Consider the following 24,401-nt stretch of genomic DNA (forward strand, 5'->3'; position numbering starts at 1 on the left):
AAGGTTTGAACCATGCGCGTTCTGATTGCTGAACACGATCATCCGTTATACGCCCAACTGCTGCGCGAAGCCGCGCCGGACCTCGAAGTGATGACCAGCGGCGACTCCGCTGAATTATCACGCCTGGCCGCTGATTGCCCGGTGTGGCTCGGCCAACCGGACCTGCTGGCGACCCTGCTGCGTCAGGGCCACCATCCGCAATGGCTGCAATCGACCTGGGCCGGAATCACTCCGTTGCTGGCTGAAGGCTTGCCCCGCGACTACCGCCTGACCCGCGCCGTCGGCATTTTCGGCCAGGTGATGGCCGAATACGTGCTCACTTACATGCTCGGCCACGAGCGCGAAGTATTGGCGCGCCTGGTCAGCCAGGTGGAGCGCAAGTGGGACAACCGCATGGGCCAGAGCCTGGCGGGGCGCAAGGCGCTGATCGTTGGCACCGGTGATATCGGCCGCAGTGTGGCGCAGTTCCTCCAGCCCTTTGGGGTCGAGCTGTATGGCATCGCCAGCGAAGCCCGTGAGCAGGCACCGTTTGTTGAAGTGGCCGGGCTGGACCAGCTTGGCCGGTTGGTGGGGGAGGTGGACTACGTGATCAACCTGCTGCCCAACACGCCGAACACCCACGATGTGTACGACGCGGCGCTGTTCAAGCAATTCAAGACTACCGGTTTGTTTATCAACGTCGGACGCGGTGTGGCGGTGGTGGATGCCGACCTGGTGGAAGCCTTGAAGGAAGGGCATCTGGCGGGCGCGGTCATCGATGTGTGCCGTCAGGAGCCGCTGCCACAGCGTCATCCATTCTGGACGGCCTGGGGCTTGCTGCTGACCGGTCACAGCTCGGCGCCGACTTCACCGAAAATGATGGTGCAGTTGTTTGTCGAGAATTTGCGGGCGTATCAGGCCAAGGATGCGTTGCGGGGCGAAGTGAGTTTCGAGCGCGGGTATTGAAAAAAACGATTAAATCGACGGCGCTCAGGTGCGGACGTGGACACTTTCGCGCCAAGCATTAACCCTGCATAACCGGGAATGATTCGGCGAGGTGTGCGATGGCCGGCGCTCACAAACGTCTGTTAACACTAAGCTGATTTCGTCGTTGCGGGTCCCATGTGACGCTGGTGCTCTTCTTCAAAAAGAGTACTTGCTCATGTTGAATCTTGGCGTTGCGTCCTTACCTCCCCAGGACATCCCTGTGGTGCCCGTGGGGTTGACCGATCAAACAGCGGGCCCCTCAAGAAGCCCACCCGGGGAGCCGAGTCGAGTAACGGGTGGATCATATTTACCAGGGCCCATCACCCAAACCAGCCCTTCGCTCGCCCCAAAAGCTGACCTGAAAGTTGCACTGGGCGATAGGCAGAATTGGAAGATATTGGGACAAAAGCTCAACGAAATGGCTGCAAAGCTGGGTGTGAACGCTACCCCTCAGGCGGTGCAGGCGGCGCTGAAAAGCACACCGATGGACGTTCAGCCCGGTTCGTCCTACTCGACGCAGGTCGGCAACGCCGCAACCCTTGAGACTTTCATCAGGGGCCATGGCTTGCACGTGCCCACCACCCATTTCCATCTTGCAAGCCTTGCTGACTCGGTGAATGAGAGGGCCTTGGCGCATCCTTTCGGCAACTTTGGGGGTGGTTTGTCCTGGCCTGTTCCCCTGAGTGCCAGTGAGCAACGCACGGTGCTGGACACCGCCATTCATTATGCCAATCACAATCCGAATAAACCGCAAGTCGGTCCGAGCGTGGGTGTACTGGAATACCTGAACAGTAACCAACCCCTCTGCGGTGAAGCGTTGCGCGACCCGGCCAAAGCGCTGGAGGTGATCGTCAGCTCCGCCCGCGGGCAGGCAATGGGGCTGGCCGTACAGACCCAATTGAATGGCATTGCCACCGACACCAGCACCAATGAATACGCCTTGGCAGCCATCCATTCGGTACTGGACCCGGAGTCCATTGCTGTCCCCCGCCGAAACAAGGTGGCAGGCTTTGACTTGGGGCAGCCGCAACACTGGGGCAAGCCGGCGTCAGTGGTGCTTGATGGGCTGAGCGAGCACCTGAGTGTCAGCGGCAAGGCTACCCCCGAAATGGCCAAGGTGGGTGCGTACCTATTGCTGGCAAGGAACGCCCCTGAATTTCTGATCAAAGACATCCCCATCAGCGTGACATACGGCAGCCCGGCCTGGGTCAGCCTGTCGATCGCTGCGGCGACGATAGAAGCTCAGTCGCCAGGCACGGTGCCGAACATGACCTTTGCTCAAGTCATGCTCAAGGCCGAGCGTGCAGCGTTGGCCAATCCAGCAGTCACTCAACTTGCCCAGAAGGCAGCGTTAGTGGACTGGGGTGTGGTCAACGGCATTATCCCTGAGAAAGAAAATGATAGTTACAACCCCATCGAAGTAGAGGGTGTAAGAACCGCGTTCAATCAACAACTGCAGGAACGGATAGCGGCTTCGAAGTTATTGGAAACCGAAATTCCAAGTCGTAAAGAAATTGCACTGGCCAAACTCAAAACTCGGTTCGCAGAAAACGTACCTTTTGAAGAAAGGCTCTTAAGGGTCAACACTACGGGGCAGCCGTCAGCCCAGGCCCTTTACGATCCGAATCGGGCGCCTGCGGGCCTTCATTCGATGCTGGATATTGCCATGAGCGGGCTGGACCAATATGCGTGGAAAACGACGGACCAGCGCATTATCGACGCAACGAAAGGCAAGTCTCTTAAGTTCGATGTGAACAAGACTTTCAATGAGCAATTCAAACAGGCCATCGATTCGCGCAAGCAGGGCATCGGTACCACTGTCAAACACCTCATTGCTCAGCTTCCGTTGGCCGACAGGCAAAATCTGGAATATGCGAAGCTCGAATTTTTCCAAAACAATACTTACAAGCTCGGTATGGGCTTTACGGGTAAAACGCTGGAGCACAAAAATGACAACCTGCTGGTGAAAACCACAGGCGTTAATGGGGTGACTGCTTATGAAATTGACCTGAAGAATGGCGCCATCACGACTGTGCCGCCTTATGTATTGACGAGGCAACAAGAGCGAAATGCCAATCTGATATATCCGATAGAACAGTTTACGCCGGCTAACGCCAGCGAGGCCGACTTGGGACAAAAGCAGCCCGGCAGCACTTCAGAGATCCCCTTGAGCTTTTCCAGCACGCGGACCCGGTTTATCGCCGATGCGTTTGTCGAGCATCTCGATATCGATAATAAAGATGCTGTGAAACAGGCCGGGGGGAGCACTACTTACGATCAGCAAATGGAAAACGAGTGGAAAATAGCGGATTTTTTCCTGAATCTCGTTCCGCTTAGATCGGCCATCGTCAATTTTCAGAACGGTAACTATCTGGACGGTGCGATAGATTTGGGCATGGATATCTTTGGTTTCGTCACTGCCGGTGTGGGAGCTGCGGCCAAGGTGACGAAGGTTGGAACCACGGCCGTCAACACGACCCTCAAGGCAGTGAAAGTCGCAAAGATCATCGGCACCACTGCTGTCGGCGTATTTAATCCTGTGAGTGGTTTGGGCGATTTGGCGGTGGGAGGCGCCGGGTTGGTACGCAGAGGGGCGGGCTTGCTGTTCGACAAAGGTCTTGAAGGGGTTAATAAGCTCAGAGGCGCATCCGGCAGTTATGACCTGTTGAAGGCGGCCAGCAAACAGTATGAGGCCGCGGCAACGGGAACCTTCAAGGTTGCCGGTCATAGTGTTGAAGGTGGGGCTGTGTTGTGGAACGGTAAATGGCATGCCTTCGATGCAGACAAGATGCGGCCATATGGCGGCCCGCTCGAAGGGTTCACCTCCAAAACGAAGGCTGTGGATGGCGCGCTCACCACGGTGCGCATTGAGCCGGGCGGTGAATTGAACAACAGGCTCTTTGGTGAGTTCAAAGTCCCGGAATCCAGCATAGCCGGGCTCTCACGTAATAGTCAGGGTGTGTATGTCGCGGCCGATGGCCACCTGTCCCATATCCGTCACACCGACAGTACCGGACAAACCGCAGTCTACGAGGTACGACACGTCACCCGAACCGCTGACGGCGTTGTCCAGGCACGGATCTATCACAACAATCGACAAACGCCGGTGTTGGTCCAGCAGGTGCAGGGCGATCAGTGGCAACGCCTGGGGGCCCGGGGCGGAGATCCGCTGTCGGTCGCATCCGATCTGGGGCCTGTGATTGGGGGCGGCAGTGAGGGGGTCATCTACGCAAGTCTGGATGGAAAAAGTGTTTATAAAGACCTCGGTCAAACATCTTTAAAACCCTTCGCGGGCTACATGGATATGGAAACCCGATCCCTGAATAAATATTATGGTGACGGTTTTGCAAGGACGATCATTGAGGATGGCCGTAAATATATAAAGATGGGACGGATTGATGGGGTGGATCTTAGTAAGTTTGAGAAGGGTAGTTTGCCGTCGCAAGCGCGATCACTACTTGATGATGTATTTGTGCAGATGGAAGGGAAGGATATCTATCACAATGATCTGCAGTTGAAAAACTTCATGTATTCCTCACGGGACAAGAAGATTTATCCGGTGGATATGGATTCGCTGAGTTCTGAGTTTATGGTGCCGGTTGTCATGGATTCTTATAACCGACATAAAGAAGCGCTGCGCCGGGCCTTTAGCGGTCTTATCGCTAAAGCGAGTTGATCCATTTCAGGTATACCCTGCCGTTTTTAACGGCAGGGTTTTCGTGTGTTGCACAGGGCAGGCAATGACCTGCCAAGTCTGCATCAGCCTTAAAGGCTGAAATCCCCTTCCGCCACCAACTCAGTCAGCGGCCGACGCGGGCTCGGGGTTTCCCGGGCTTGCAGGTAGTCCGCCAATGTCGACTTGTCTCCCAGCTTGCCGACGGCCACGGCCGCATGCAGTGCATAGCCTTCGGGGATTTTCAGTTCCTTGCGGGTCAGTTCCTGATCGAAACCGGCCATTCCATGGGTGTGCCAGCCGCTGATGCTGGCTTGCAGTGCCAGGTGGCCCCAGGCGGAACCGGTGTCAAAGGTGTGCCACAGGGCTGGGGTTTCTTCGGTGGCGCCAGGCACAGCGAAGTCGGTTTTCGAGATCACGATCACCAGGGCCGAGGCATGCTGCGCCCAGCCCCGGTTGAATTCGTTCAGCAGGCCCAGGAAACGCTCCCAGTTCGGCGTATCACGGCGCGCATAGAGAAAGCGCCAAGGCTGTGAGTTGTACGCCGAAGGCGACCAGCGGGCGGCTTCAAAGAAGCTCAGCAGGGTTTTTTCCGGGATGCTTTCGCCGGTAAAGGCCCGTGGTGACCAGCGGTCGGTGAACTGCGGGTGAATGGCATAATCGGCAACGCGTGGCTGGGTGCTCATGGGCAGTTCCTGGTGACGGGATGGGCTAGGGTTGCAAGGTGCAGATCAAAAAACAGGGGCTCAAAACTACTGCGCCTTTTGGGTTGCTGACAAGTCTTGTTCTACCGGCAGTCGTAAGCGCTTGGCCCCGACGGCCTTGGGCACTAGACTGGCGGCCTTTTAACATACCGATACTGATGTAGAGCCATGGCCGCTAAAGTCGAACCTTTCTGGATCCGCAAAACCCTCGAACAACTCGACCAGGATGAGTGGGAGTCGTTATGCGACGGCTGCGGCCTGTGCTGCCTGCAAAAGCTCGAGGACGAAGACGACAACAGCGTCTATTACACGCGCATCGCCTGCAAACTGCTGGACCTGAAAACCTGCCAGTGCACCGATTACCCCAATCGTCGCGACTCGGTGCCTGACTGCATCCAGCTCACCCCGGGCCAGGCCGACCAGTTCAAATGGCTGCCGCCCACCTGCGGCTATCGGCTGGTCAGTGAGCGCAAGGACTTGCCGCTGTGGCACCACTTGGTCTGCGGCGATCGCGACGCCGTGCACCACGAACGCATTTCCCAGTCCGGGCGCATGCTCAGCGAAGGCAGCGTGGCCGAGGATGATTGGGAGGATTACCTGATTTTCCGCGCAGGCTGAAAGGAGTGTGTATGACGGTTGTAGGGAAACTGGCCGCAAGCCTGTTGCTGCTGGCGCTGAGCACGTCGGCATGGTCTGCGAAGAAAGTCGACCTGGACTATCACGTCAAGCTGTTGCCTCAGAGTGATCAAGCCGAAGTCCGCTTGAGCCTGTCCCAGGGCTCGGCCGTGCGCAGCCTGAACTTTGACTTGGGCCGCGATGGCGACTACAGCGATTTCAAGGCCGATGGCCAGTGGCAGGTTCTGCCGGGCCATACGGCCGGTGACAGCCGAGGCTTGTGGCAGCCCAGTGCCGACAAGGCCAGCCTGACTTACCGTGTACGCCTCAGTCATGCCCGCAAGAAGGGTATCTATGAGGCTCGAATGACACCGAGCTGGGCGCTGTTTCGCGGTGAGGACCTGGTGCCGACGGCCCGTCTCGATCAGCAAGACGGTATTGAGCTGGTGTCACGGCTGATCTTCGAACTACCGTCTGGCTGGAAAAGCGTCGAGACCACCTGGCCGCGCGTCGGTAAAAACAAATTCCGCATCGATAATGTTTCCCGCCTGTTCGACCGGCCCACCGGCTGGATGCTCGCCGGTACCTTGGGCACGCGCCGGGTGCGCCTGGGGGAGACCGAAATCACGGTGGCCTCGCCCAAGGGCCAGGGTATGCGGCGCATGGACGTGCTGACACTGCTGACTTTTGTCTGGCCCCAGGTACAAGCGGCGTTTCCCCGCCATCCGGCTAAATTGCTGGTGGTGGGCGCCAGTGACCCGATGCGGCGTGGCGCTTTTTCTGCGCGCGATTCGATCTACCTCAACAGCCGCACGCCACTGGTGAGCGAAAATGGCACTAGCCCATTGATGCGTGAGGTGGTGCAAGCCATTGGCCGCTTCAATGACAACCAGAGCAGTGACTGGATCAGTGAAGGCCTGGCCGAGTATTACGCTATTGAGCTGATGCGCCGTGCCGGTGGCATCAGTGACGAGCGCTACGCCGCGATCCAGGCCCGGCTGAATAAGGAAGGGAAGGCGGTGACGACGTTGCGCGGTGATCAGGTCAGCGGGGCGACTGTGGCGCGGGCGGTGGTGTTGTTACAGGAGCTGGACCGCGAGATCCGCCTTAAAACCCACAACAAGCGCTCCCTGGATGATTTGACTCAGGCGGTGATGCGCCTGAACAGCATCAGCACAAAGGAGTTTGTGCAGTTGGGGGAACGCATTATTGGCGAGTCGTCAGTGGTGCTGGATACCAAGCTGCTGCACTAAAGCTGTCTGTAGCCGCTGCCGAGGTACGAGGCTGCGATGCGTGTCCGTAGGACCGCCGCCTTGGGGCTGCTACGCAACCCATCGCAGCCTCGTACCTCGGCAGCGGCTACAGGTAATCATGTTCAGCCGGTGGTTTTAGCGGTTTTCTCAGCTGCGACTTCCGCCTTGGTCTTGAGGTTCTTCAGCTCTTCCCCCGCCCGTTCAATCTTCGTGCGCACGGTGTTCATGTCCTGGCGGCTTTTTTCCAGCAGGTCTTTCGCCGAGCTGTGGCCGCTGATACCACGGGCCAGTGCTACGCCGCCAATCGCTACCTGGATCAAGCCAAAAAAGCCGCCACGGCGCAGGCCTTTGCCCATCATCACTACGCCACCTGCCAGGGAACCAATGCGCTCCCAACCTTGCACGTTCTGCGTGGGGCGGGTCTGGAACGGGGTGGACTCGATGATAGGTCGCAGGGTTTTGCTGTCGCTCATGATCTGTCTCCAACAAGGGTCATTGATAGATAGCTGACTGTAGGCGGGACACAGATGTTCCCGAAAAGTCAGTACTTGGGTCCCGAGCGGGTGTTGTTGCCCTTGGCCAGACGGTCATAAAGCACGACGTTGACGGTGGCGGCGAGGTTCATGCAGCCGGTGGTCGGAATGTAGACCACGTCCTCACACCAGTCGCGAATCTCCTTGTCCAGGGAGCCGTCTTCCGGGCCGAAGATATACAGCGCACGGTCAGGGTGGGTGTATTCGGGGAGAGGGCGGGCGCCTTCCACCAGTTCCACGGCGACCGGGATGCAGCCCAGGGGCAGGATCTTTTTCAGGTCGTCGATGCCGATCAACGGAATGTCGTGGTGGACTTTCTTGGTGTCGGTGATGAAATCCCGGGCCCGTTCATACCGCTTGCCGGTGTAGAACACCGACGCCACGCCATAACAGCCGGCGGCGCGCATCACCGAACCGACGTTCTCGGGTGACTTGGGGTTATACAGACCGATACAGCTGTAGCGTTTATTGCCCACGGGGAAGGGTGCCTCGAGAAAAACCGCGATTATACGGGGATTGCTCCCAAGGCGGGCGGTTTGCAGGAAGGGTGTTGATTGGGCAATTGCCCAATCAACAAAGCCACTCAGTCGTCTTTCTTCATCAGGCCAGCCAACGCCGCAAAGGGGTTATGCGTCGCCTTGGCGATGGTTGGACTGCTGGTGGAACCTTCACCGAAATACTGCTGGTCGGTATAGCGCGAGTGTTCGTTATCGTGGCAGTACAGGCACAGCAACTCCCAGTTGGAGCCGTCCTGGGGGTTGTCGTCATGGTTATGGTTGCGGTGGTGCACGGTCAGTTCGCTCAGGCGCTTGCCAGCGAATTCACGGGCGCAGCGGCCGCACACGTGGGGGTACATCTTCAAGGCTTTGTCGCGGTAGCCCATTTCCCGGTCGCGCTGGGCATCGGCGAGGATGCGGTCCAGCTTGGCGGTGTGGGAGGGCGGGTTGGTCGAGCTCATCATGGCTCCTGTGTTTTAGTGAATCACGGATAGCGTTGATTCTAGCCGTTGGCGGAATAATTAGCCCCAGGCTTTTTTCAACGGTGCCCCCATCCCGTAGCAGGTTATTTTGTAATATTGCGGCTCGATGATCGGGTGATCGTCTGGAGAAATCACTATGAAAGGATCCTCATTCATGCGCTTGCAATCAGGGCTGTTGGCCCTTCTGTTATGTGTTGTCGCCGCTCAGGTCCAGGCGTTCTCTACGCCCAAGCCGGGTCAGGTGATTGATGTCGCCCTGGAGCAGTTGCATCCGACCCAGGCGGTCATCGGCTTTGATCAGATCTATTACAAGCTGGGGCTGTTCGCTGGGTCGCGGTCCAAGCTGTTCGACGAGTACTGTGAAACCAACGGCCAGGGCAAAGCCGAGAAGGTGCCGAAAAAGGCCGATTTGCAAAAGCCGGACAGCTTCACCTGTAAAGACCCCGTGGGCACTCACCCCGCGGATATGAAAACCGTGGTGGTCGGCCCCGCTGGCCAGTTGTACCTCACCGACGGCCACCATACGTTCAGCAGTTTTTGGGAACAGCCCGGCGCTGGCGCCAAGTTGAAAATGTGGGTACGGGTGACTGACGACTTCAGCGACAGCCCAAACCTGGCCACTTTCTGGCAGCGTATGGAGCAGGGCCGCAAAGTCTGGCTCAAGGACAGCCAGGGTAAAACCATTACGCCGGCGCAGATTCCTGCGCATCTGGGGTTCAAGGGCCTTCAGGACGATACCTTCCGCAGCCTGGTGTACTTCGCGCGCAAGGCGTCCTACGGCAAGCCGACTTCGGAGGCCGTGGTGCCGGAGTTCCTGGAGTTTTATTGGGGCGGTTGGTTGCGGCCGCAGGTGGACCTGACAGCGTTCAACTTGAACAAGAAGGGCGGGTACAGCGATGCCATTGAAGCGGTCGCCAAATTGATGGTGACGCTGGCGTCAGGTGCTCCTGTGGGTGACAGTGGCTTCACCGCCCAGCAGTTGGGGGGCTTTACGTCGCTGAACCGCAAGGAACTCGAGAAGACCTTCGAAGAGAAGGTGCCGTATGTGATCGATTACCGGAACGGGTTTCGCTAGGCCCTGATGACCGTTCCCACGCGAGCGTGGGAACGGTCCGGCTTAGCCTTTGAGCTTTTCAGCAATCCAGATGGTATGCCGCGTGCCCTTGTTGCCATGGGCAAACACCTGCACTTCTTCGGCCTTGAAGCCCGCCTTGCGCAGCTTGTCGCTGAATTGTTTATCCGCACTGGCCGACCACACCGCCAACACACCCTTGGGTCGCAGGGCCTTGGCGCAAGCGCTCAGGCCGCCGGCGGAATACAGCCAGCTGTTGGCTTTTTGCGTCAGGCCTTCGGGGCCGTTATCGACGTCCAGCATGATTGCATCAAAGCCCTGGGGTTCGGCCTGCAGTACCTTGGCCACGTCTTCCATGCGGATCACCGTGCGCGGATCCAGCAGCGGTCGGCCAGACTTTTCCCCTAAAGGGCCGCGATTCCACTCCACCACGCCCGGCACCAACTCGGCGACCACCACTTCGGCAGTCTTGCCCAGATGCTTGAGGGCAGAGGCCAAGGTAAAGCCCATGCCCAACCCGCCAATCAACACCCGTGAGCCGAGCCGGCCGGCGACTTTGCGGCACGGAATCTCCGCCAAGGCGTCTTCTGAACCGTGCATGCGGGTGTTCATCAACTGGCCACCGTCACCGCCCTGGATCTTGATGACAAAGTCCTCGCCGTATTCGAACAGGCACAATGCACCGCCGTTGTCAGGGATCGGGGTGGTGTCCAGCAGAACGAAACGTTTCATGGAAATCTCATTGAGAAGGGCATTCTTGCGCGGTTGGGAGTAGCCTTGGGACTGGATTACAGTCAGGCCATGGAGCCATCGATGAAGTGCAGCATTCTAACGGTCATTGTATGGGGCGCGCTCACCTTGAGTACCGCGTACGCTCAGGAGTTGCAAACCGTGCCCATTCCTCCCGCACCCACGCCGGGTTCGCCGGGCACTGCAACGCCCACACCCTACCCGCAAGTGACCCCGCCGACGACGCCCAAGGCGCCCGGCAGTACCGGTGCGCCGTTGTTGCCGCCGATTGAAATGCCCAAGCCGCCGAAGGATCAGACGCTTCCCGGCTTGCAGCAGAACGACATCAAGCCCAAGCCATCGGGCAGCTAGCACTGTCGGGACGGCAACTACCCGTTCCTTAAGCCAACCCCAGCGCCTTGAAAACGAATCCGTATTCGAGGGCTACGTCACGTAGTCCTTGATAGCGGCCACTCATCCCGCCGTGGCCGGCTCCCAGTTCAGTCTTGAGCAGCAGCAAGTTGTTGTCGGTCTTGGTAGCGCGCAGCTTGGCCACCCACTTGGCTGCTTCCCAATACTGCACCCGGCTGTCGTTGTAGCCCGCAATCACCAGCGTCGCGGGATAAGACTGGGCGCTGACATTTTCGTAGGGCGCGTAGGCCTTGATGCGCTCGTACACGTCCGGTTCCTGAGGGTTGCCCCATTCGTCGTATTCGGTGACGGTCAGCGGCAAGTCCGGGTCGAGCATGGTGTTGAGCACGTCGACGAACGGCACTTCGGCAATCGCTGCCTGGAACAGCTCCGGGCGCTGATTGAGTACGGCACCGATCAACAGCCCGCCGGCGCTGCCGCCGCTAATGGCTAGTTGCTTGGACGTGGTGAGGCCCTGGGCGATCAGGTGTTCGGCGCAGGCGATATAGTCGCTGAAGGTGTTCTGTTTGTGTTCCTGCTTGCCGGCGCGGTACCAGGCTTCGCCCAGCTCGCCACCACCACGTACATGGGCAATGGCGAAGGCCACGCCACGGTCCAGCAGGCTCAGGCGGGCGTGGGAGAACCACGGGTCGAGGCTTTCGCCGTAGGCGCCATAGCCGTACAGGTACAGCGGCGTTGGCTTGCCGAGTTGGTCGCGTTTGACCACAAGACTGATGGGCACCTGAGTGCCGTCGGCCGAGGTCGCCCACAGTCGCTGGCTGACGTAATCGTCGGCGTTGAACGCGCCCAATACCGGGGTTTCCTTGAGTACTTGCTGCGCGCCGCTGGCCAGGTCCAGCTGGCGCACCTGAGCCGGGCGGTTCAGGGCTTCATAGCGCAGGCGGATCTTGTCGCTGACGAATTCCAGGGTGTTCTGCACGTACAGGCTGTAGGCCGCGTCCGGCAACTGCACCCGATACGCCGGCAGGCCTTGTGGGTGAACCTCGATGCTCGGCAGGCCGCCTTCGCGCAGGCTCAAGGTCATGGCCCGGGCGTTGAGGCTCACGCCATCGAGCATCACTGTGTCGCTGTGAGGGATCAGGTTCTGCCAGTCTTCCGCGGCTGGCACGCTGCCGGTGTCGGCAGCCTGGAACAGGGCGAAGTTGATCCCGTCGCGGTTGCTGCGGATAAACCAGGTCCACTGATCATCCAATTTGCCGTGGTCGACGTCGTATTCATGGCCTTCGACTCTTGGCGCCAGGCAGGTAAAGACCTGTTGCGGCTGGTTGGCGTCCAGGGCCCAGACTTCGCTGGTGGTCTTGCTGCCCAGGGACAGCAGCAGTTGCCGTTCGGAGCTTGCGCGGTAGCAATGCAGGAAGAACCGTCCGTCCGGCTCATGGAACACTTCTTCGGCAGCCGTGCCGTCCAGGCGATAGCGATACAGTTTGTGCGGGCGATGGGTGTCGTCCAGCTCGCCAAAAAACAAGGTCCGGCTGTCGTTGGCCCAAGTCATGCTGCCGTCGCAATCTTCGAACGCCAGTTCGCTGACTTTACCGGTGGCCAATTCCTTCACGTACAGGGTGTAAATCTCTTCGCCGCTGGTATCCAGGCTGTAGGCCAGGCGCTGGTGGTCTGGGCTGATGCTGAAGGCACCGAGGGAGAAAAAGCCGCCGTTGGCCAGCACGTTGGGGTCGAGCAGCAACTCTTCGGCATTTTCGTCCACCTGCTGGCTGTCGTCGGCCGGGCGTGGGCAGCGGTAGTGACGGGCGTATTCGTCGCCGGCCGTGGTGCGGGTGTAATACAGGTACGGCCCCCACGGTGAGGGCAGGGACAGGTCGGTTTCGAGGATCCGGCCCTTGATCTCTTCAAACAGGGTTTCGCGCAGGGCTTTCTGATCCGCAAGCTGCGCCTCTTGCCAGGCATTTTCCGCCTTGAGGTAGTCGAGCACCTCGCTGCTGTCGCGTTCTTGCAGCCAGGCGTACGGGTCGTTTCCTGTGGCTTTGCGGGCAACCGGGGCGGCAGTGACGTGGGTCGATGGGGGCATGGATCACTCTCTGTCTGGCAGTTGGCCGACGGCATTGCAGCCTCGGCACTGAAAAGCCGTTATCATAGCGGCCTGTTTGCCTACCTTGCCATGGACACCATGACCGAGAACGACTATCTGACCGCTTGGGGCCTCTACGCCTTCGCAGCTTTGGGCTGCCTGTTGGTGTGGTTTGCCATGACCCGCTGGATGTGGCGCTGGCTGCGTGAGCCACTGCGGTTGCTGATGGCGGTGTTGCTGTTAAGCCCGACCATTGTCGATCCGGTCAAGACGCAGTTTGCGCCGGCCGTGGCCATCACCGCCCTGGACCTGGTGCTCAAGGTCGGTAACAACGCCTGGCGGGCAATTTCCGATCTGGTGATGTACGCGATGATCGCCTTCGGTGTGTACCTGGTGGTCGTACTGATCCGCTGGCCCATCGAGCGTGCTGCCAAGGCTCGCCGTGAGCAGAAGGCTGCGGCTGCAACTGCTGCGGCGGCGGAACCTGCAGAAGACGACGAACCCTTTGGTGGCGAGCGTTACGGTCGCCCGGCAGTCCCTGCCAGCAACCTGCGGGTCGAACCGCGTCTTTAACGTTGTCCGCCCTGCTGCGAGAGCCCTGGCATGTGTGAATTATTGGGCATGAGTGCCAACGTACCGACCGATATTGTCTTCAGCTTTACCGGGCTGATGCAGCGGGGCGGTCGCACCGGCCCCCACCGCGACGGTTGGGGCATCGCCTTCTACGAAGGTCGTGGCCTGCGCTTGTTCCAGGACCCGGCCGCCAGCAGCGAATCTGAAGTTGCACGGCTGGTGCAGCGTTATCCCATCAAGAGCGAAGTGGTGATTGGCCATATTCGTCAGGCCAATGTGGGCAAGGTGTGCCTGTCCAATACTCACCCGTTTGTCCGCGAGCTGTGGGGCCGCAACTGGTGTTTCGCGCATAACGGACAGTTGGCGGACTTCAATCCCCGCGCCACGTTTTACCGCCCCGTAGGCGATACCGACAGCGAAGCGGCATTCTGCGATTTGCTCAACCGGGTGCGCGAGGCTTTCCCGGAGCCTGTGGACATTGAACAGGTGCTGCCGGACTTGATCGCAGCCTGCGCCGAATACCGCAGTAAAGGCGTGTTCAACTGCCTGCTCAGTGATGGCGATTGGCTGTTTTGCTACTGCTCGACCAAGCTGGCGCAAATCACCCGTCGCGCGCCGTTTGGCCCTGCGCGCTTGAAAGATGTCGACGTGATCGTCGATTTTCAGGCCGAAACCACCCCCAATGACGTGGTGACGGTGATTGCCACCGAACCCCTGACCGAAAACGAGACCTGGACCCGTTACGAACCGGGCCAGTGGAGCCTGTGGCGACGCGGTGAATGCGTCAGCCAGGGCATAACGGCATAAGGACGTCGCTCATGTTGCTCAGCTATTTGCGCTTGGTGTTGTTTGCCATTGGCTTGTTGGTCGGTGTTCAGGTGCCGGGGTTTATCAATGATTATGCCAAGCGCGTGGAAGCCCACCTGATCGAGGCCCAGACTGGCCTGCGTGGCTTTGACGCCACGGCGCAGCAGTTCTTCAATGGTGACTTGCAGGCGTTGGTGGCCCATTACCGCGCCAGCGATGATCCAGTCTTCCGTAGCGATGCCAACAGCCTCGGCACCTTGCTCGACCGTCAGGTGGCGTTGGACAAGCAGTTCCAGGCGATGCAAGGCCCTTGGTACATCCGTGCCCTGCAAGTGGCGGTGGCCGCCGACCCGGATATTCGCCAGGAAACCTGGAACGGCTACAGCTATCAGTTACTCCTGACCCCCGAAGCCATGGGCTGGGGCCTGGGCGGGGCGATGTTGCTGTCGTTTGGCCTGGAGTGCCTGTTCCGGCTGATCGACTGGGTCGTGTTGGGCGGCAAGCGCCTGCGCCAGAGCCGGCCGATTGAAGAGCGGGATTTGAAGGGGCTTTAAGGCCCAGCCCTTTCAAGGTCTTTGAAAACAGCCTTATGGTTAACACCGAACCTGTGGCGAGGGGTCGTGTCGATCACCTGTAGCCGCTGGCGCAGCCTGCGATCGGCTGCGCAGCAGTCGCCAGGATCTTGAAACCGCCGAAGGTCCTTCGGCCCTTATCGCAGCCTTGTGCCTCGGCAGCGGCTACAAGTGCATTCGCGAGCAAGTCCCACATTTTCAAGTGGGTTCCTTCAGTGACGAGGGTTTGCTCAACACCATCAATTCCTCTCCCACCTCCTGCGCATATCGGGCCACGACCGTCTGGCACAGCCCGACAATCTCTTCCACCAATTCCACGCCAACCCGCCACGACACCACCACCTGCAAGTTCGGCGGCCGTTGCTCCATGGGCAGCATCACCAACTCACCCCGTGCCAGTTCTTCGCTGACCAGCACCGGTGGCAATGCGCCGATACCGAAGCCATCGCGCAGCAAACGGGTAATCGCCGATACCGAGTTCACGCAGTTCATCCTGGGAGTCGCCACGCCGTTGGCCTGCATCAGGCTCAGTACATCCTGGTGGGGATGGGAGTTTTTCGAGTAGGTGATGATGCGTTCCTGGGCCAAGTCGGCGAGGGAGGCGTAGTCGCGGTTGTAGATCGATTGGCTGGCGACGATCCAGCCCATGGGGTGGCTGGCCAGTTCCAGGCTGCGCAGGGTTTCCTGGCGCAGCAGGTCGGTTTGCAGGATCAGGTCCAGAAAGCCTTTTTGCAGCTGATCGCTGAGGTTCAATGCGGTATCGGCGACCAACTCGATTTCCACCAGTGGGAAATGGTCCATCAGTTCTGCCACCAACGGGCTGAGCCACGTGTGGATCACGGTGTCCATGGCGCCGATGCGGATCCGTCCGACCTTGCTGCTGGTGGTTTCCAGGGATTGCTTGAGCCCCTGCATGGTGACCATCATCTGCTCGGCATAGTCGAGCACCTTCAAGCCTTCCGGCGTCAGGCTCACGCCACGGGAGTCGCGCAGGAACAGCTTCACCCCCAACTCGTTTTCCAGCACGGCAATGCGGCTGGAGATCGAGGCCTGGGTCGTGAAGAGCTTCTCTGCCGTGAGGCGAAAACTTTTGAGCTTGGCCACCCAGACGAAGGTTTCAAGGAACTTCAAATTCATGGGATCAACTTTTTCTTATGCATGGATCGGTTTTTATTAGTTGGACGCAGCCTAAGGCAAACGCCAAAAATCGAGTTGTCTCACGATAAGCGTCGTGGGGGTTCAGGACAACATCGTTGCGATATCTTGGTAAAAGATCCCACACTACAAAAAAATAATGCCTACAGGAGTCCCCACCGTGAGCCGCCTGCTATTGAACTGCGACATCGGCGAAAGCTTTGGCAACTGGACCTTGGGTCTGGATGCCGAGGTCATGCCGTTCATCGACTGCGCTAATGTGGCTTGCGGCTTTCACGCCGGAGACCCGAGCATCATGCGCAAGACCGTCAACCTGGCGTTCCAGCATGGCGTGCAAGTTGGCGCGCACCCGGCGTATCAAGACCTGGCGGGGTTCGGCCGCCGTTCCATGGCCTATACGCCCCAGGAAATCCAGGACCTGTTGCACTACCAGATTGGCGCGCTCGATGGGATTTGCCGGGCCCAGGGTGGGCGGGTCAGCTACGTCAAACCCCATGGTGCGATGTATAACGACATGATGGCCAAGCCTGAGCAATTGCGCGCGGTGATCAAGGCCGTGGCGGCCTATGGCGAATTGCCGCTGATGTTGATGGCAACCCGCGACAACAGCGTCGCCCAAGCCTTGGGCGATGAATATGGCGTGACATTGTGGTTCGAGGCGTTCGCCGACCGGGCTTATGACAGCACCGGGCATCTGGTTTCGCGCTTGTTGCCTGGCGCCGTGCACCACGACCCGGACAAAATCGTCGAGCAGGCCATGCTCATTTCCAGTGGCGAGCCGCTCACGGCCAGTGATGGCAGTGCCTTGCACTTGCAGGCCAACACGTTATGCGTGCATGGCGACAATGTCAGTTCAGTGGCAGCGGTCCAACGCATCCGCGAGGCCTTGACCCTACGATGAAGCCGCGGATTGAAGTGGTGGCCATCGACTGCCTGATGGTGCGTCTGTTTGATGTGATTGCTGAAGACAATATGCCCTGGATGCTTGCTGCCACTCGTCGTCTGCGGGAAGGTTTTGGCGCGACGTTGGTGGATCTGGTGCCGTCTTACACCACCTTGATGGTGCATTACGACCTTCTTGCGTTGAGCCCGGTTCAGGCTCGGGAGTTGATTAGCCTGGCGCTGAATGGGTTGCAGCCCGAACCCAAAGGCAGCGGGCATTGCCATGTGTTGCCGGTCTGGTATGACCTCAGTGTCGGCCCCGAACTGACATTGCTGACCCAGCGCAGCGGCCTGGCAGCGGAGGAGGTGATTCGTCGTCACAGCCAACATGAATATCAGGTGTTTGCCCTGGGTTTTGCCCCAGGCTTTGCCTTTATGGGGCTGGTGGACGAGGTGCTCGCAACTCCCCGCCTGAGCACCCCGCGTAAACGTATAGCAGCAGGCAGTGTGGGCATCGCCGAACGACAAACCGCCGCTTATCCTGTGGTGTCACCGGGCGGCTGGAACCTGATTGGCCGTACCCCGGCCAAACTGTTCGATCGGGAGCGCGACGGCTATAGCCTGATGCAGCCGGGGGATACTGTACGTTTTGAGCCCGTCGATCATGCCGAATTCATCAACCTGGGTGGCGACGACACGCCGTTGGAGGCGCAGGCATGAGCCGCTTGTTGATCGAGGCCAGCACCCCACTGTGCCTGTTGCAGGATGCCGGACGTTTTGGTGTCAGGCACCTGGGCGTCACTCAGGGTGGTGCGCTGGATTGGGTGTCGATGTCATGGGCCAACGGGTTGCTGGGTAATGCACTGGATGCGCCTGTGGTGGAAATCACCCTGGGTGGGTTTACCGTGCGGGCCGAGGAATATTGCCTGTTGGCGTTGGCCGGGGCGGACCTGGGGGCTTATGTGGATGAGCGAGCGATCAGCCCCGGACGCAGTTTCATTCTGCAAAAAGGCCAGCGATTGCGGTTCACCCAACCTTTCAGCGGGGCACGGGCCTATTTGGCGGCACCGGGAGGCTTTGATGCACCGAAGGTGCTGGGCAGTTGCGCCAGTGTCGGGCGTGAAGAGCTGGGCGGGTTGGATGGATTGGGTCGGGCGCTGGCCGAAGGTTCGCATCTGGCCTATTCCGGCACTGGCGGTGATATGCGCGTGTTGTCCGCCGAGCAGTTGCCGAACCTGCAATCAAAGGCACCGCTGGAGTTGATCGTTGGGGCGCAGATCGGCCAGTTCAGCGGGCAGAGCCTGTTTGATGCGTTCAATACCGAGTGGACCCTGGACAGCCGTGCCGACCGCATGGGCATGCGTTTGCTGGGGACGCCATTGCAGTATCAGGGGCCGTCATTGATTTCCGAAGGTATCCCGTTGGGGGGCATCCAGGTGCCGCCGGACGGGCAGCCAATTGTGTTGCTTAATGATCGGCAGACCATTGGCGGTTATCCGCGATTGGGGGCATTGACGCCGTTGGCGTTGGCGCGGCTGGCGCAGTGTTTGCCGGGAGAGAAGGTGAGGTTGGCACCGGTGGTGCAAGAGACGGCGCATCAGCAGCATGTTGAGTATTTGCGACGGTTTCACTGAGCCTGTAGCCGCTGCCGAGGTGCGAGGCTGCGATGCGGTCCGCTTCGGTCGAGCGCGCCCCCGGTCCCATCGCAGCCTCGTACCTCGGCAGCGGTTACAGGACGTTATTTGGACAAGAAGCGCATCCCTTCCTCAAGCCCGCGCAACGTCAGCGGATACATCTGATCCTCGATCAAATCCCGCACGATGCCCGTCGACGCCGTATAACCCCAGGTGTCTTTCGGGTACGGGTTAATCCAGATCAGCTTCTTGTACTTCTCCATGAAGCGCTGCATCCACACATAGCCCGGCTCTTCGTTCCAGTGCTCGACACTGCCACCCGCCTGGGTGATTTCATAAGGTGCCATGGCTGCGTCGCCAATAAAAATCACTTTGTAGTCGGCGCCGTACTTGTGCAGTAAGTCCTGGGTCGAGGTGCGTTCCGAACCCCGGCGCATGTTGTTCTTCCACACCGATTCGTAAATGAAGTTGTGGAAGTAAAAGTACTCAAGGTGCTTGAACTCGGTCTTGCAGGCCGAGAACAGTTCTTCGCAGGTCTTCACGTGTGCGTCCATCGAACCGCCGATATCGAACAGCAACAGCAGCTTGATTGTGTTGCGCCGTTCCGGGCGCATCTGGATATTCAGCAGCCCGGCATCGCGGGCGGTGTGGTCGATGGTGCCGTCGATGTCCAGTTCTTCGGCGGCGCCCTGGCGGGCGAATTTACGCAGGCGGCGCAGGGCGATCTTGATGTTGCGGGTGCCCAGTTCCACCTGATCGTCCAGGTTCTTGTACTCGCGCTGATCCCATACCTTGACCGCTTTGCCCTGGCGCTTGCCGGCGTCGCCGACGCGAATCCCTTCCGGGTTGAAACCACCGGAGCCGAACGGGCTGGTGCCGCCGGTACCGATCCACTTATTGCCGCCGGCATGGCGTTCTTTCTGTTCTTCCAGGCGTTTCTTGAACTCTTCGATCAGCTTGTCGAGGCCACCCAGAGACTGGATCTGCGCTCGTTCTTCATCGCTCAGGGAGCGCTCGAATTCCTTGCGCAGCCAGTCTTCGGGAATCAGTGCCTGCAGGTGGTCGTCGAGCTTTTCCAGGCCGTTAAAATAGGCGCTGAAAGCCCGGTCGAACTTGTCGAAATGCCGTTCGTCCTTCACCAGGATCGCGCGGGCCAAGTAATAAAACTCGTCCATGTCGGCGAAGGTCACGCGCTGTTTCAGCGCGTTGATCAGGTCCAGCAGCTCACGCACCGAGACCGGCACTTTGGCTGCACGCATTTCATTGAACAGGTTGAGCAGCATGGCAATTGCCCTTATCGAGTGCCGCGACGGCTCATGAACGCCAGGCGCTCGAGCAGTTGCACGTCCTGCTCGTTCTTCACCAGGGCACCGGCCAGGGGCGGAATCGCCTTGGTCGGATCACGCTCGCGCAGCACCGCTTCGCCGATGTTGTCGGCCATCAGTAGCTTCAGCCAGTCCACCAGTTCGGAAGTCGATGGTTTTTTCTTCAGACCGGGCACCTTGCGCACGTCGAAGAACACGTCGAGGGCTTCGCTGACCAGGTCTTTCTTGATGTCCGGGTAATGCACGTCGACGATTTTCTGCAGTGTGGTGCGGTCGGGGAAGGCGATGTAGTGGAAGAAGCAGCGGCGCAGGAACGCGTCCGGCAGCTCTTTTTCGTTGTTGGAGGTAATGATGATGATCGGGCGCTTCTTGGCCTTGATGGTCTCGTCGATTTCGTAGACGTAGAACTCCATCTTGTCGAGTTCTTGCAGCAGGTCGTTGGGGAACTCGATGTCGGCCTTGTCGATTTCGTCGATCAGCAGAATCACCCGCTCCTCGGACTCGAAGGCCTCCCAGAGCTTGCCCTTTTTCAGGTAGTTGCGTACGTCGTGGACCTTGTCTACACCCAGCTGCGAGTCGCGCAGGCGGCTGACCGCGTCGTACTCGTACAGACCCTGATGGGCCTTGGTGGTGGATTTGATATGCCAGGTGATCAAGCGGGCGCCAAAGGATTCGGCCAGTTGCTCGGCGAGCATGGTCTTGCCGGTGCCCGGTTCGCCCTTGACCAGCAACGGCCGCTCCAGGGTGATGGCGGCGTTGACGGCCAGTTTCAGGTCATCGGTGGCAACGTAGGCCTGGGTGCCTTCGAACTTCATCGGTCATTCCTCGAGCGTGACGCCCACAGGCAGCGGGCCTGGGGACGAATCATCAGTAATGGGCCGACTATACCGCGCAGGCCCGGCGACTGTGAACGCAGACGGGCTATTCAGTCTCTGAATGGGCGGTCACATTGAGTTCAGTCCGCGCTGGGCTTGGGTTGTTCATAGCGGGCATTGAACGCCTGGACGAAACCGTTGCGCAAAATCTGTAAAAACGCCTGGAACGCGCTGATATCTTGCTGATGCACGCTTCCGCTGAGTTCCACGCGGGTAGCGAATTGGTTCTTGCGCTGGTTTTTCAGCACCGTCTCGCCGGCACCGACCACTGCTTCCCAGATTGACCGGAAAAGCCCCTTGTCCTTGTTTTCCACGTCCTGCTGCCAGTTGAACACCTCGACATCCCGCAGCAACGGCTTGATATAGCCGCTCAATTGGCCTTTTTCAGCCTGGGCTTCGATCACCACATCGCCGGTACCTGCATTGAAGTCGAACTTGCCGTAGGCCGACGCGAAGTCGTTCAAGCGCTTGAGTTGAATATCACGGGCGCGAAAACGGAATTCAAAGTCTTCGAAATTACTCAGCGGATCGAAGGTAGCCGTCGCCTCCAGTGGCGCATGGCCCAGCAGCAGGGCTTTGCCGTCGAAACGCGCGTCGCGCTTGCCTTGGACGTCCACCACGTTGGTCAGGTTGTAGAGCGTGGCATTGACCTCGGTGGCGCCGATGTTGACCGGGGGTTTGGAGCTGAAGTTATGGAACGCGATCGTACCGTCGTTGATGTGCACTTCGTTGAGGGTAATCGGCAACAGTTTGCCCAACTGCGCGCGCCAGTCGGTGCCTTGACCGGTCTGAGACGCCTGTTTGTTGGGGCCACCGTCGACGAAGTTCAGTTCCGGCGTGATGAACTGCACCTCGGCGACCACCGCATGGTCGTACCACAGCGAATGCCAACTGACCGACAGGTCGATCACCGGGGCCTTGACGAACGGTACCGGGACTTTGCCGTCGACCTTGACGATCTGCAGGCCGTTGATCCGATAGGCGCCACGCCACAGGGCCAGGTCCACATCGGTTACCTGGCCACGGTAATCACCCATGTCGGCGAGTTTGTCATTGAGGTAGTTGCGCACCAGGTAGGGCAGGGCGATATCCAGGGCAACCAACACCACCACAATCACAGCGAAGGTCCATAGCGGCCAGCGGTAGCGACGTTTCATAGGGCGTTTCTCCATCCGTATAGGCGATTGACTACGGTGACCGCTGGACGTTCGCCTTGACTGGACGCTTCGGGACACGAGGCATACCCTTGGGACCTCTCCAAATGGTGCAATGAGGACCCGTCATGAGCCGCATTTTTGCAGACAACGCGCACTCCATCGGTAACACGCCCCTGGTTCAGATCAACCGTATCGCGCCCCGTGGCGTGACGATCCTGGCCAAGACCGAAGGGCGTAACCCGGGGTATTCGGTGAAGTGCCGGATTGGCGCGAACATGATCTGGGACGCTGAAAGCAGCGGCAAACTCAAACCGGGGATGACCATTGTCGAGCCCACGTCGGGCAATACCGGGATCGGTCTGGCGTTCGTCGCCGCGGCCCGGGGTTACACATTGCTATTGACCATGCCGTCGTCCATGAGCATTGAGCGGCGCAAGGTGCTCAAGGCCCTGGGGGCCGAGTTGGTGTTGACCGAGCCGGCCAAGGGCATGAAGGGCGCGATTGAAAAGGCCGGGGAAATTGTCGCCAGTGATCCGGCCAAATACTTTATGCCGGCCCAGTTCGATAACCCAGCCAACCCGGCGATCCACGAGAAAACCACTGGTCCGGAAATCTGGAACGATACCGATGGCGCGGTGGACGTGTTGGTAGCGGGCGTGGGGACGGGTGGCACCATTACCGGAATATCCCGCTATATCAAGAACACCCAGGGCAAGCCGATCTTGTCGGTGGCGGTGGAGCCCATCACTTCCCCGGTGATTACCCAGACGTTGGCCGGCGAAGAGATCAAGCCCAGCCCCCACAAGATTCAGGGTATTGGTGCCGGCTTTGTACCGAAAAACCTCGATCTGTCGATGGTCGACCGGGTTGAGCTGGTCAGCGATGACGAATCCAAGGCCATGGCCCTGCGGTTGATGCAGGAGGAAGGAATCCTCTGTGGTATTTCCTGTGGCGCGGCGATGGCCGTGGCGGTGCGCCTGGCCCAGAAGCCGGAAATGCAGGGCAAGACCATCGTCGTCATACTGCCGGACTCCGGTGAACGGTACCTGTCGAGCATGTTGTTCAGCGATTTGTTTACCGATCAGGAAAACCAGGCTTGACCCAAATCAGCCCGATTGCATGGGCCTTATGCATAATTGGCCCATCATCGCGCATTGCTTAACACCGATTGTTGGATTGCGCGGGTTTTTCCCGAGGCCCGGAGTGTTTATCATGGCCGGCTGCTACGTCTGGTTTCCCTTCAACGGGAGGTTGTTGGCCAGGCGCCTATTTCCAGGAGTTGCTGCATGACCTTTTCTTTGGCCGCCAAGTTGTCGGTGTTGCTGCTGTTTATCGGCAGTACGCTTTATGTGCATTTGCGTGGCAAGGCGCGTCTTCCGATGTTGCGTCAGTTCGTCAACCACTCGGCGCTGTTCGCCCCCTATAACGCCTTGATGTACATCTTCTCTGCGGTGCCGTCCAAGCCCTACCTGGACCGCAGCAAGTTCCCGGAGCTGGATGTGCTCAAGAACAACTGGGAAGTGATCCGCGAAGAGGCCATGCACCTGTTTGACGAGGGCTATATCCGCGCCGCCGAGAAGAACAACGACGCCGGCTTCGGTTCGTTCTTCAAGAAAGGCTGGAAGCGTTTCTACCTCAAGTGGTACGACAAACCACTGCCGTCGGCTGAACTGCTGTGCCCGAAAACCGTGGCTTTGGTCAGCAGCATTCCTAACGTCAAGGGCGCGATGTTCGCCTTGTTGCCAGGCGGCAGCCACCTCAACCCGCATCGTGATCCGTTTGCCGGCTCCCTGCGTTATCACCTGGGATTGTCGACACCTAATTCCGACGACTGCCGCATCTTTGTCGATGGCCAGGTCTACGCCTGGCGCGACGGTGAAGACGTGATGTTCGACGAGACCTACGTGCACTGGGTGAAGAACGAAACCGAGAAAACCCGGGTGATTCTGTTCTGTGACATCGAGCGGCCTCTGAGCAGCCGATTGATGACCCGTATCAACCGCTGGGTCAGCGCCCAATTGGGTCGTGCTACTGCGCCGCAGAACCTGGATGACGAGCGCGTTGGCGGGATCAACCAGGCCTACGCCTGGAGCAAGCGGTTCAGTGACAGCTTCAGTGGTGGGGTCAAGCAGTGGAAGCGCAAGTATCCGAAGGCGTACCGCATCCTGCGGCCAGTATTGGCGGTGGTGGTGTTGGCGGCGTTGGGGTATTGGTTGTTTGGTTGAGGCCTTTGCAGGCATAAAAAAACCGCTCGGATGAGCGGTTTTTTTATGCCTTTGGCTTATCTGGACAGCCTGCCAAAAGAGAGGGCTCTTCGGCGTTGCTTGTCATGGCTGCATTCAGAAAGCGGCGCTGATTAGCGGTAAGCGGGGCAGTCTTGAGCCCTCTGACTGCCTTGGAAGATGCTTTCCGGGTGCCGGTTTTTTTCAAAAAGTGCTTCCA

At 59.1% G+C, this 24,401-nt stretch carries 24 protein-coding genes; 14 read left to right on the plus strand and 10 right to left on the minus strand.

All coding sequences use genetic code 11. The annotated features are described in order from the left end of the window. Window positions 1-12: 12 nt before the first annotated feature. Complete coding sequence (locus HKK55_RS03540; protein ID WP_169353391.1) at window positions 13-945, plus strand: D-2-hydroxyacid dehydrogenase; 933 nt, start codon at window positions 13-15, stop codon at window positions 943-945. 196 nt (window positions 946-1,141) lie between these two features. Continuing rightward, entirely contained in the window at window positions 1,142-4,642 is a 3,501-nt protein-coding gene (locus tag HKK55_RS03545) for a hypothetical protein (protein WP_169353392.1), read from the plus strand. Between the two features lie 89 nt (window positions 4,643-4,731). On the opposite strand, the gene HKK55_RS03550 is transcribed toward HKK55_RS03545, so the two are convergent. Continuing rightward, window positions 4,732-5,325 (minus strand): nitroreductase family protein, encoded by a 594-nt coding sequence (locus HKK55_RS03550; RefSeq protein WP_169353393.1) that lies wholly within the window; start codon window positions 5,323-5,325, stop codon window positions 4,732-4,734. 186 nt (window positions 5,326-5,511) lie between these two features. Here HKK55_RS03550 and HKK55_RS03555 point away from each other — a divergent pair, with 186 nt between their 5' ends. After that, the gene (locus tag HKK55_RS03555) at window positions 5,512-5,961 is read left to right on the plus strand and encodes a YcgN family cysteine cluster protein (RefSeq protein WP_155586388.1); all 450 of its coding nucleotides are present in this window, start codon (window positions 5,512-5,514) and stop codon (window positions 5,959-5,961) included. An 11-nt stretch (window positions 5,962-5,972) separates the two neighbouring features. Continuing rightward, the gene (locus HKK55_RS03560) at window positions 5,973-7,211 is read left to right on the plus strand and encodes a hypothetical protein (protein ID WP_169353394.1); all 1,239 of its coding nucleotides are present in this window, start codon (window positions 5,973-5,975) and stop codon (window positions 7,209-7,211) included. 122 nt (window positions 7,212-7,333) lie between these two features. Here the strand turns inward: HKK55_RS03560 and HKK55_RS03565 are convergent, their stop codons facing one another. The 3 genes from HKK55_RS03565 to HKK55_RS03575 form a co-directional block, all read right to left on the minus strand. Next, on the minus strand, window positions 7,334-7,684 hold the full coding sequence (locus HKK55_RS03565; protein WP_169353395.1) for a DUF2892 domain-containing protein: 351 nt from the start codon (window positions 7,682-7,684) through the stop codon (window positions 7,334-7,336). A 68-nt stretch (window positions 7,685-7,752) separates the two neighbouring features. Further along, window positions 7,753-8,220, minus strand: coding sequence for an RNA methyltransferase (locus tag HKK55_RS03570; RefSeq protein WP_063032537.1), 468 nt, complete (start codon window positions 8,218-8,220; stop codon window positions 7,753-7,755). Window positions 8,221-8,327: 107 nt separating this feature from the next. Then, complete coding sequence (locus HKK55_RS03575; RefSeq protein WP_003210675.1) at window positions 8,328-8,702, minus strand: YajD family HNH nuclease; 375 nt, start codon at window positions 8,700-8,702, stop codon at window positions 8,328-8,330. A 175-nt stretch (window positions 8,703-8,877) separates the two neighbouring features. On the opposite strand from HKK55_RS03575, the gene HKK55_RS03580 reads away from it, so the two are divergent. Beyond that, entirely contained in the window at window positions 8,878-9,798 is a 921-nt protein-coding gene (locus tag HKK55_RS03580; protein ID WP_169353396.1) for a ParB/Srx family N-terminal domain-containing protein, read from the plus strand. Between the two features lie 42 nt (window positions 9,799-9,840). Here HKK55_RS03580 and HKK55_RS03585 read toward each other — a convergent pair whose 3' ends face one another. Continuing rightward, on the minus strand, window positions 9,841-10,527 hold the full coding sequence (locus tag HKK55_RS03585) for a spermidine synthase (protein ID WP_169353397.1): 687 nt from the start codon (window positions 10,525-10,527) through the stop codon (window positions 9,841-9,843). 81 nt (window positions 10,528-10,608) lie between these two features. Here HKK55_RS03585 and HKK55_RS03590 point away from each other — a divergent pair, with 81 nt between their 5' ends. Continuing rightward, window positions 10,609-10,896, plus strand: coding sequence for a hypothetical protein (locus HKK55_RS03590; RefSeq protein ID WP_169353398.1), 288 nt, complete (start codon window positions 10,609-10,611; stop codon window positions 10,894-10,896). Window positions 10,897-10,924: 28 nt separating this feature from the next. On the opposite strand, the gene HKK55_RS03595 is transcribed toward HKK55_RS03590, so the two are convergent. Next, window positions 10,925-12,979: a S9 family peptidase gene (locus tag HKK55_RS03595; RefSeq protein ID WP_169353399.1), complete on the minus strand. Its 2,055-nt coding sequence runs from the start codon at window positions 12,977-12,979 to the stop codon at window positions 10,925-10,927. Between the two features lie 90 nt (window positions 12,980-13,069). Between HKK55_RS03595 and HKK55_RS03600 the strand changes: the two genes are divergently transcribed. Genes HKK55_RS03600 through HKK55_RS03610 form a run of 3 tightly spaced genes read left to right on the plus strand, consistent with a single transcriptional unit; the run spans window position 13,070 to window position 14,913 of the window. Further along, window positions 13,070-13,552, plus strand: coding sequence for an MFS transporter (locus HKK55_RS03600; RefSeq protein WP_237151355.1), 483 nt, complete (start codon window positions 13,070-13,072; stop codon window positions 13,550-13,552). 30 nt (window positions 13,553-13,582) lie between these two features. Then, window positions 13,583-14,359, plus strand: coding sequence for a class II glutamine amidotransferase (locus tag HKK55_RS03605; RefSeq protein ID WP_169353400.1), 777 nt, complete (start codon window positions 13,583-13,585; stop codon window positions 14,357-14,359). An 11-nt stretch (window positions 14,360-14,370) separates the two neighbouring features. Beyond that, window positions 14,371-14,913: a DUF2937 family protein gene (locus HKK55_RS03610; RefSeq protein ID WP_169353401.1), complete on the plus strand. Its 543-nt coding sequence runs from the start codon at window positions 14,371-14,373 to the stop codon at window positions 14,911-14,913. A 216-nt stretch (window positions 14,914-15,129) separates the two neighbouring features. Here HKK55_RS03610 and HKK55_RS03615 read toward each other — a convergent pair whose 3' ends face one another. Then, window positions 15,130-16,068, minus strand: coding sequence for a LysR family transcriptional regulator (locus tag HKK55_RS03615; protein ID WP_169353402.1), 939 nt, complete (start codon window positions 16,066-16,068; stop codon window positions 15,130-15,132). A 178-nt stretch (window positions 16,069-16,246) separates the two neighbouring features. On the opposite strand from HKK55_RS03615, the gene HKK55_RS03620 reads away from it, so the two are divergent. The 3 genes from HKK55_RS03620 to HKK55_RS03630 are packed head-to-tail and all read left to right on the plus strand — an operon-like array spanning window position 16,247 to window position 18,602. After that, a complete protein-coding gene (locus tag HKK55_RS03620; RefSeq protein ID WP_169353403.1) occupies window positions 16,247-16,987 on the plus strand; it encodes a 5-oxoprolinase subunit PxpA in 741 nt (246 codons plus the stop codon). Then, window positions 16,984-17,688, plus strand: a complete 705-nt coding sequence (locus tag HKK55_RS03625; protein ID WP_169353404.1) for an allophanate hydrolase subunit 1 — start codon at window positions 16,984-16,986, stop codon at window positions 17,686-17,688. Before HKK55_RS03620 ends, HKK55_RS03625 begins: the two co-directional genes overlap by 4 nt. Next, on the plus strand, window positions 17,685-18,602 hold the full coding sequence (locus HKK55_RS03630; RefSeq protein ID WP_169353405.1) for a biotin-dependent carboxyltransferase family protein: 918 nt from the start codon (window positions 17,685-17,687) through the stop codon (window positions 18,600-18,602). Before HKK55_RS03625 ends, HKK55_RS03630 begins: the two co-directional genes overlap by 4 nt. 104 nt (window positions 18,603-18,706) lie before the next feature. Here HKK55_RS03630 and HKK55_RS03635 read toward each other — a convergent pair whose 3' ends face one another. From HKK55_RS03635 to HKK55_RS03645, 3 genes are all read right to left on the minus strand, one after another. Beyond that, on the minus strand, window positions 18,707-19,885 hold the full coding sequence (locus HKK55_RS03635; RefSeq protein WP_169353406.1) for a VWA domain-containing protein: 1,179 nt from the start codon (window positions 19,883-19,885) through the stop codon (window positions 18,707-18,709). Window positions 19,886-19,896: 11 nt separating this feature from the next. Continuing rightward, window positions 19,897-20,742 (minus strand): MoxR family ATPase, encoded by an 846-nt coding sequence (locus HKK55_RS03640; RefSeq protein ID WP_029292347.1) that lies wholly within the window; start codon window positions 20,740-20,742, stop codon window positions 19,897-19,899. A 140-nt stretch (window positions 20,743-20,882) separates the two neighbouring features. Beyond that, complete coding sequence (locus tag HKK55_RS03645) at window positions 20,883-21,959, minus strand: DUF748 domain-containing protein (protein WP_169353407.1); 1,077 nt, start codon at window positions 21,957-21,959, stop codon at window positions 20,883-20,885. A 125-nt stretch (window positions 21,960-22,084) separates the two neighbouring features. Between HKK55_RS03645 and cysK the strand changes: the two genes are divergently transcribed. Both cysK and HKK55_RS03655 read left to right on the plus strand, forming a co-directional pair. Continuing rightward, window positions 22,085-23,059: a cysteine synthase A gene (cysK, locus tag HKK55_RS03650; RefSeq protein WP_169353408.1), complete on the plus strand. Its 975-nt coding sequence runs from the start codon at window positions 22,085-22,087 to the stop codon at window positions 23,057-23,059. A 186-nt stretch (window positions 23,060-23,245) separates the two neighbouring features. After that, window positions 23,246-24,184 carry an aspartyl/asparaginyl beta-hydroxylase domain-containing protein gene (locus HKK55_RS03655; RefSeq protein WP_169353409.1) on the plus strand — a complete coding sequence of 313 codons (939 nt, stop codon included), beginning with the start codon at window positions 23,246-23,248 and terminating at the stop codon, window positions 24,182-24,184. Window positions 24,185-24,401 lie beyond the last annotated feature (217 nt).

The organism is Pseudomonas sp. ADAK18 (assembly GCF_012935695.1).
In the GTDB taxonomy this organism is placed as follows: domain Bacteria; phylum Pseudomonadota; class Gammaproteobacteria; order Pseudomonadales; family Pseudomonadaceae; genus Aquipseudomonas.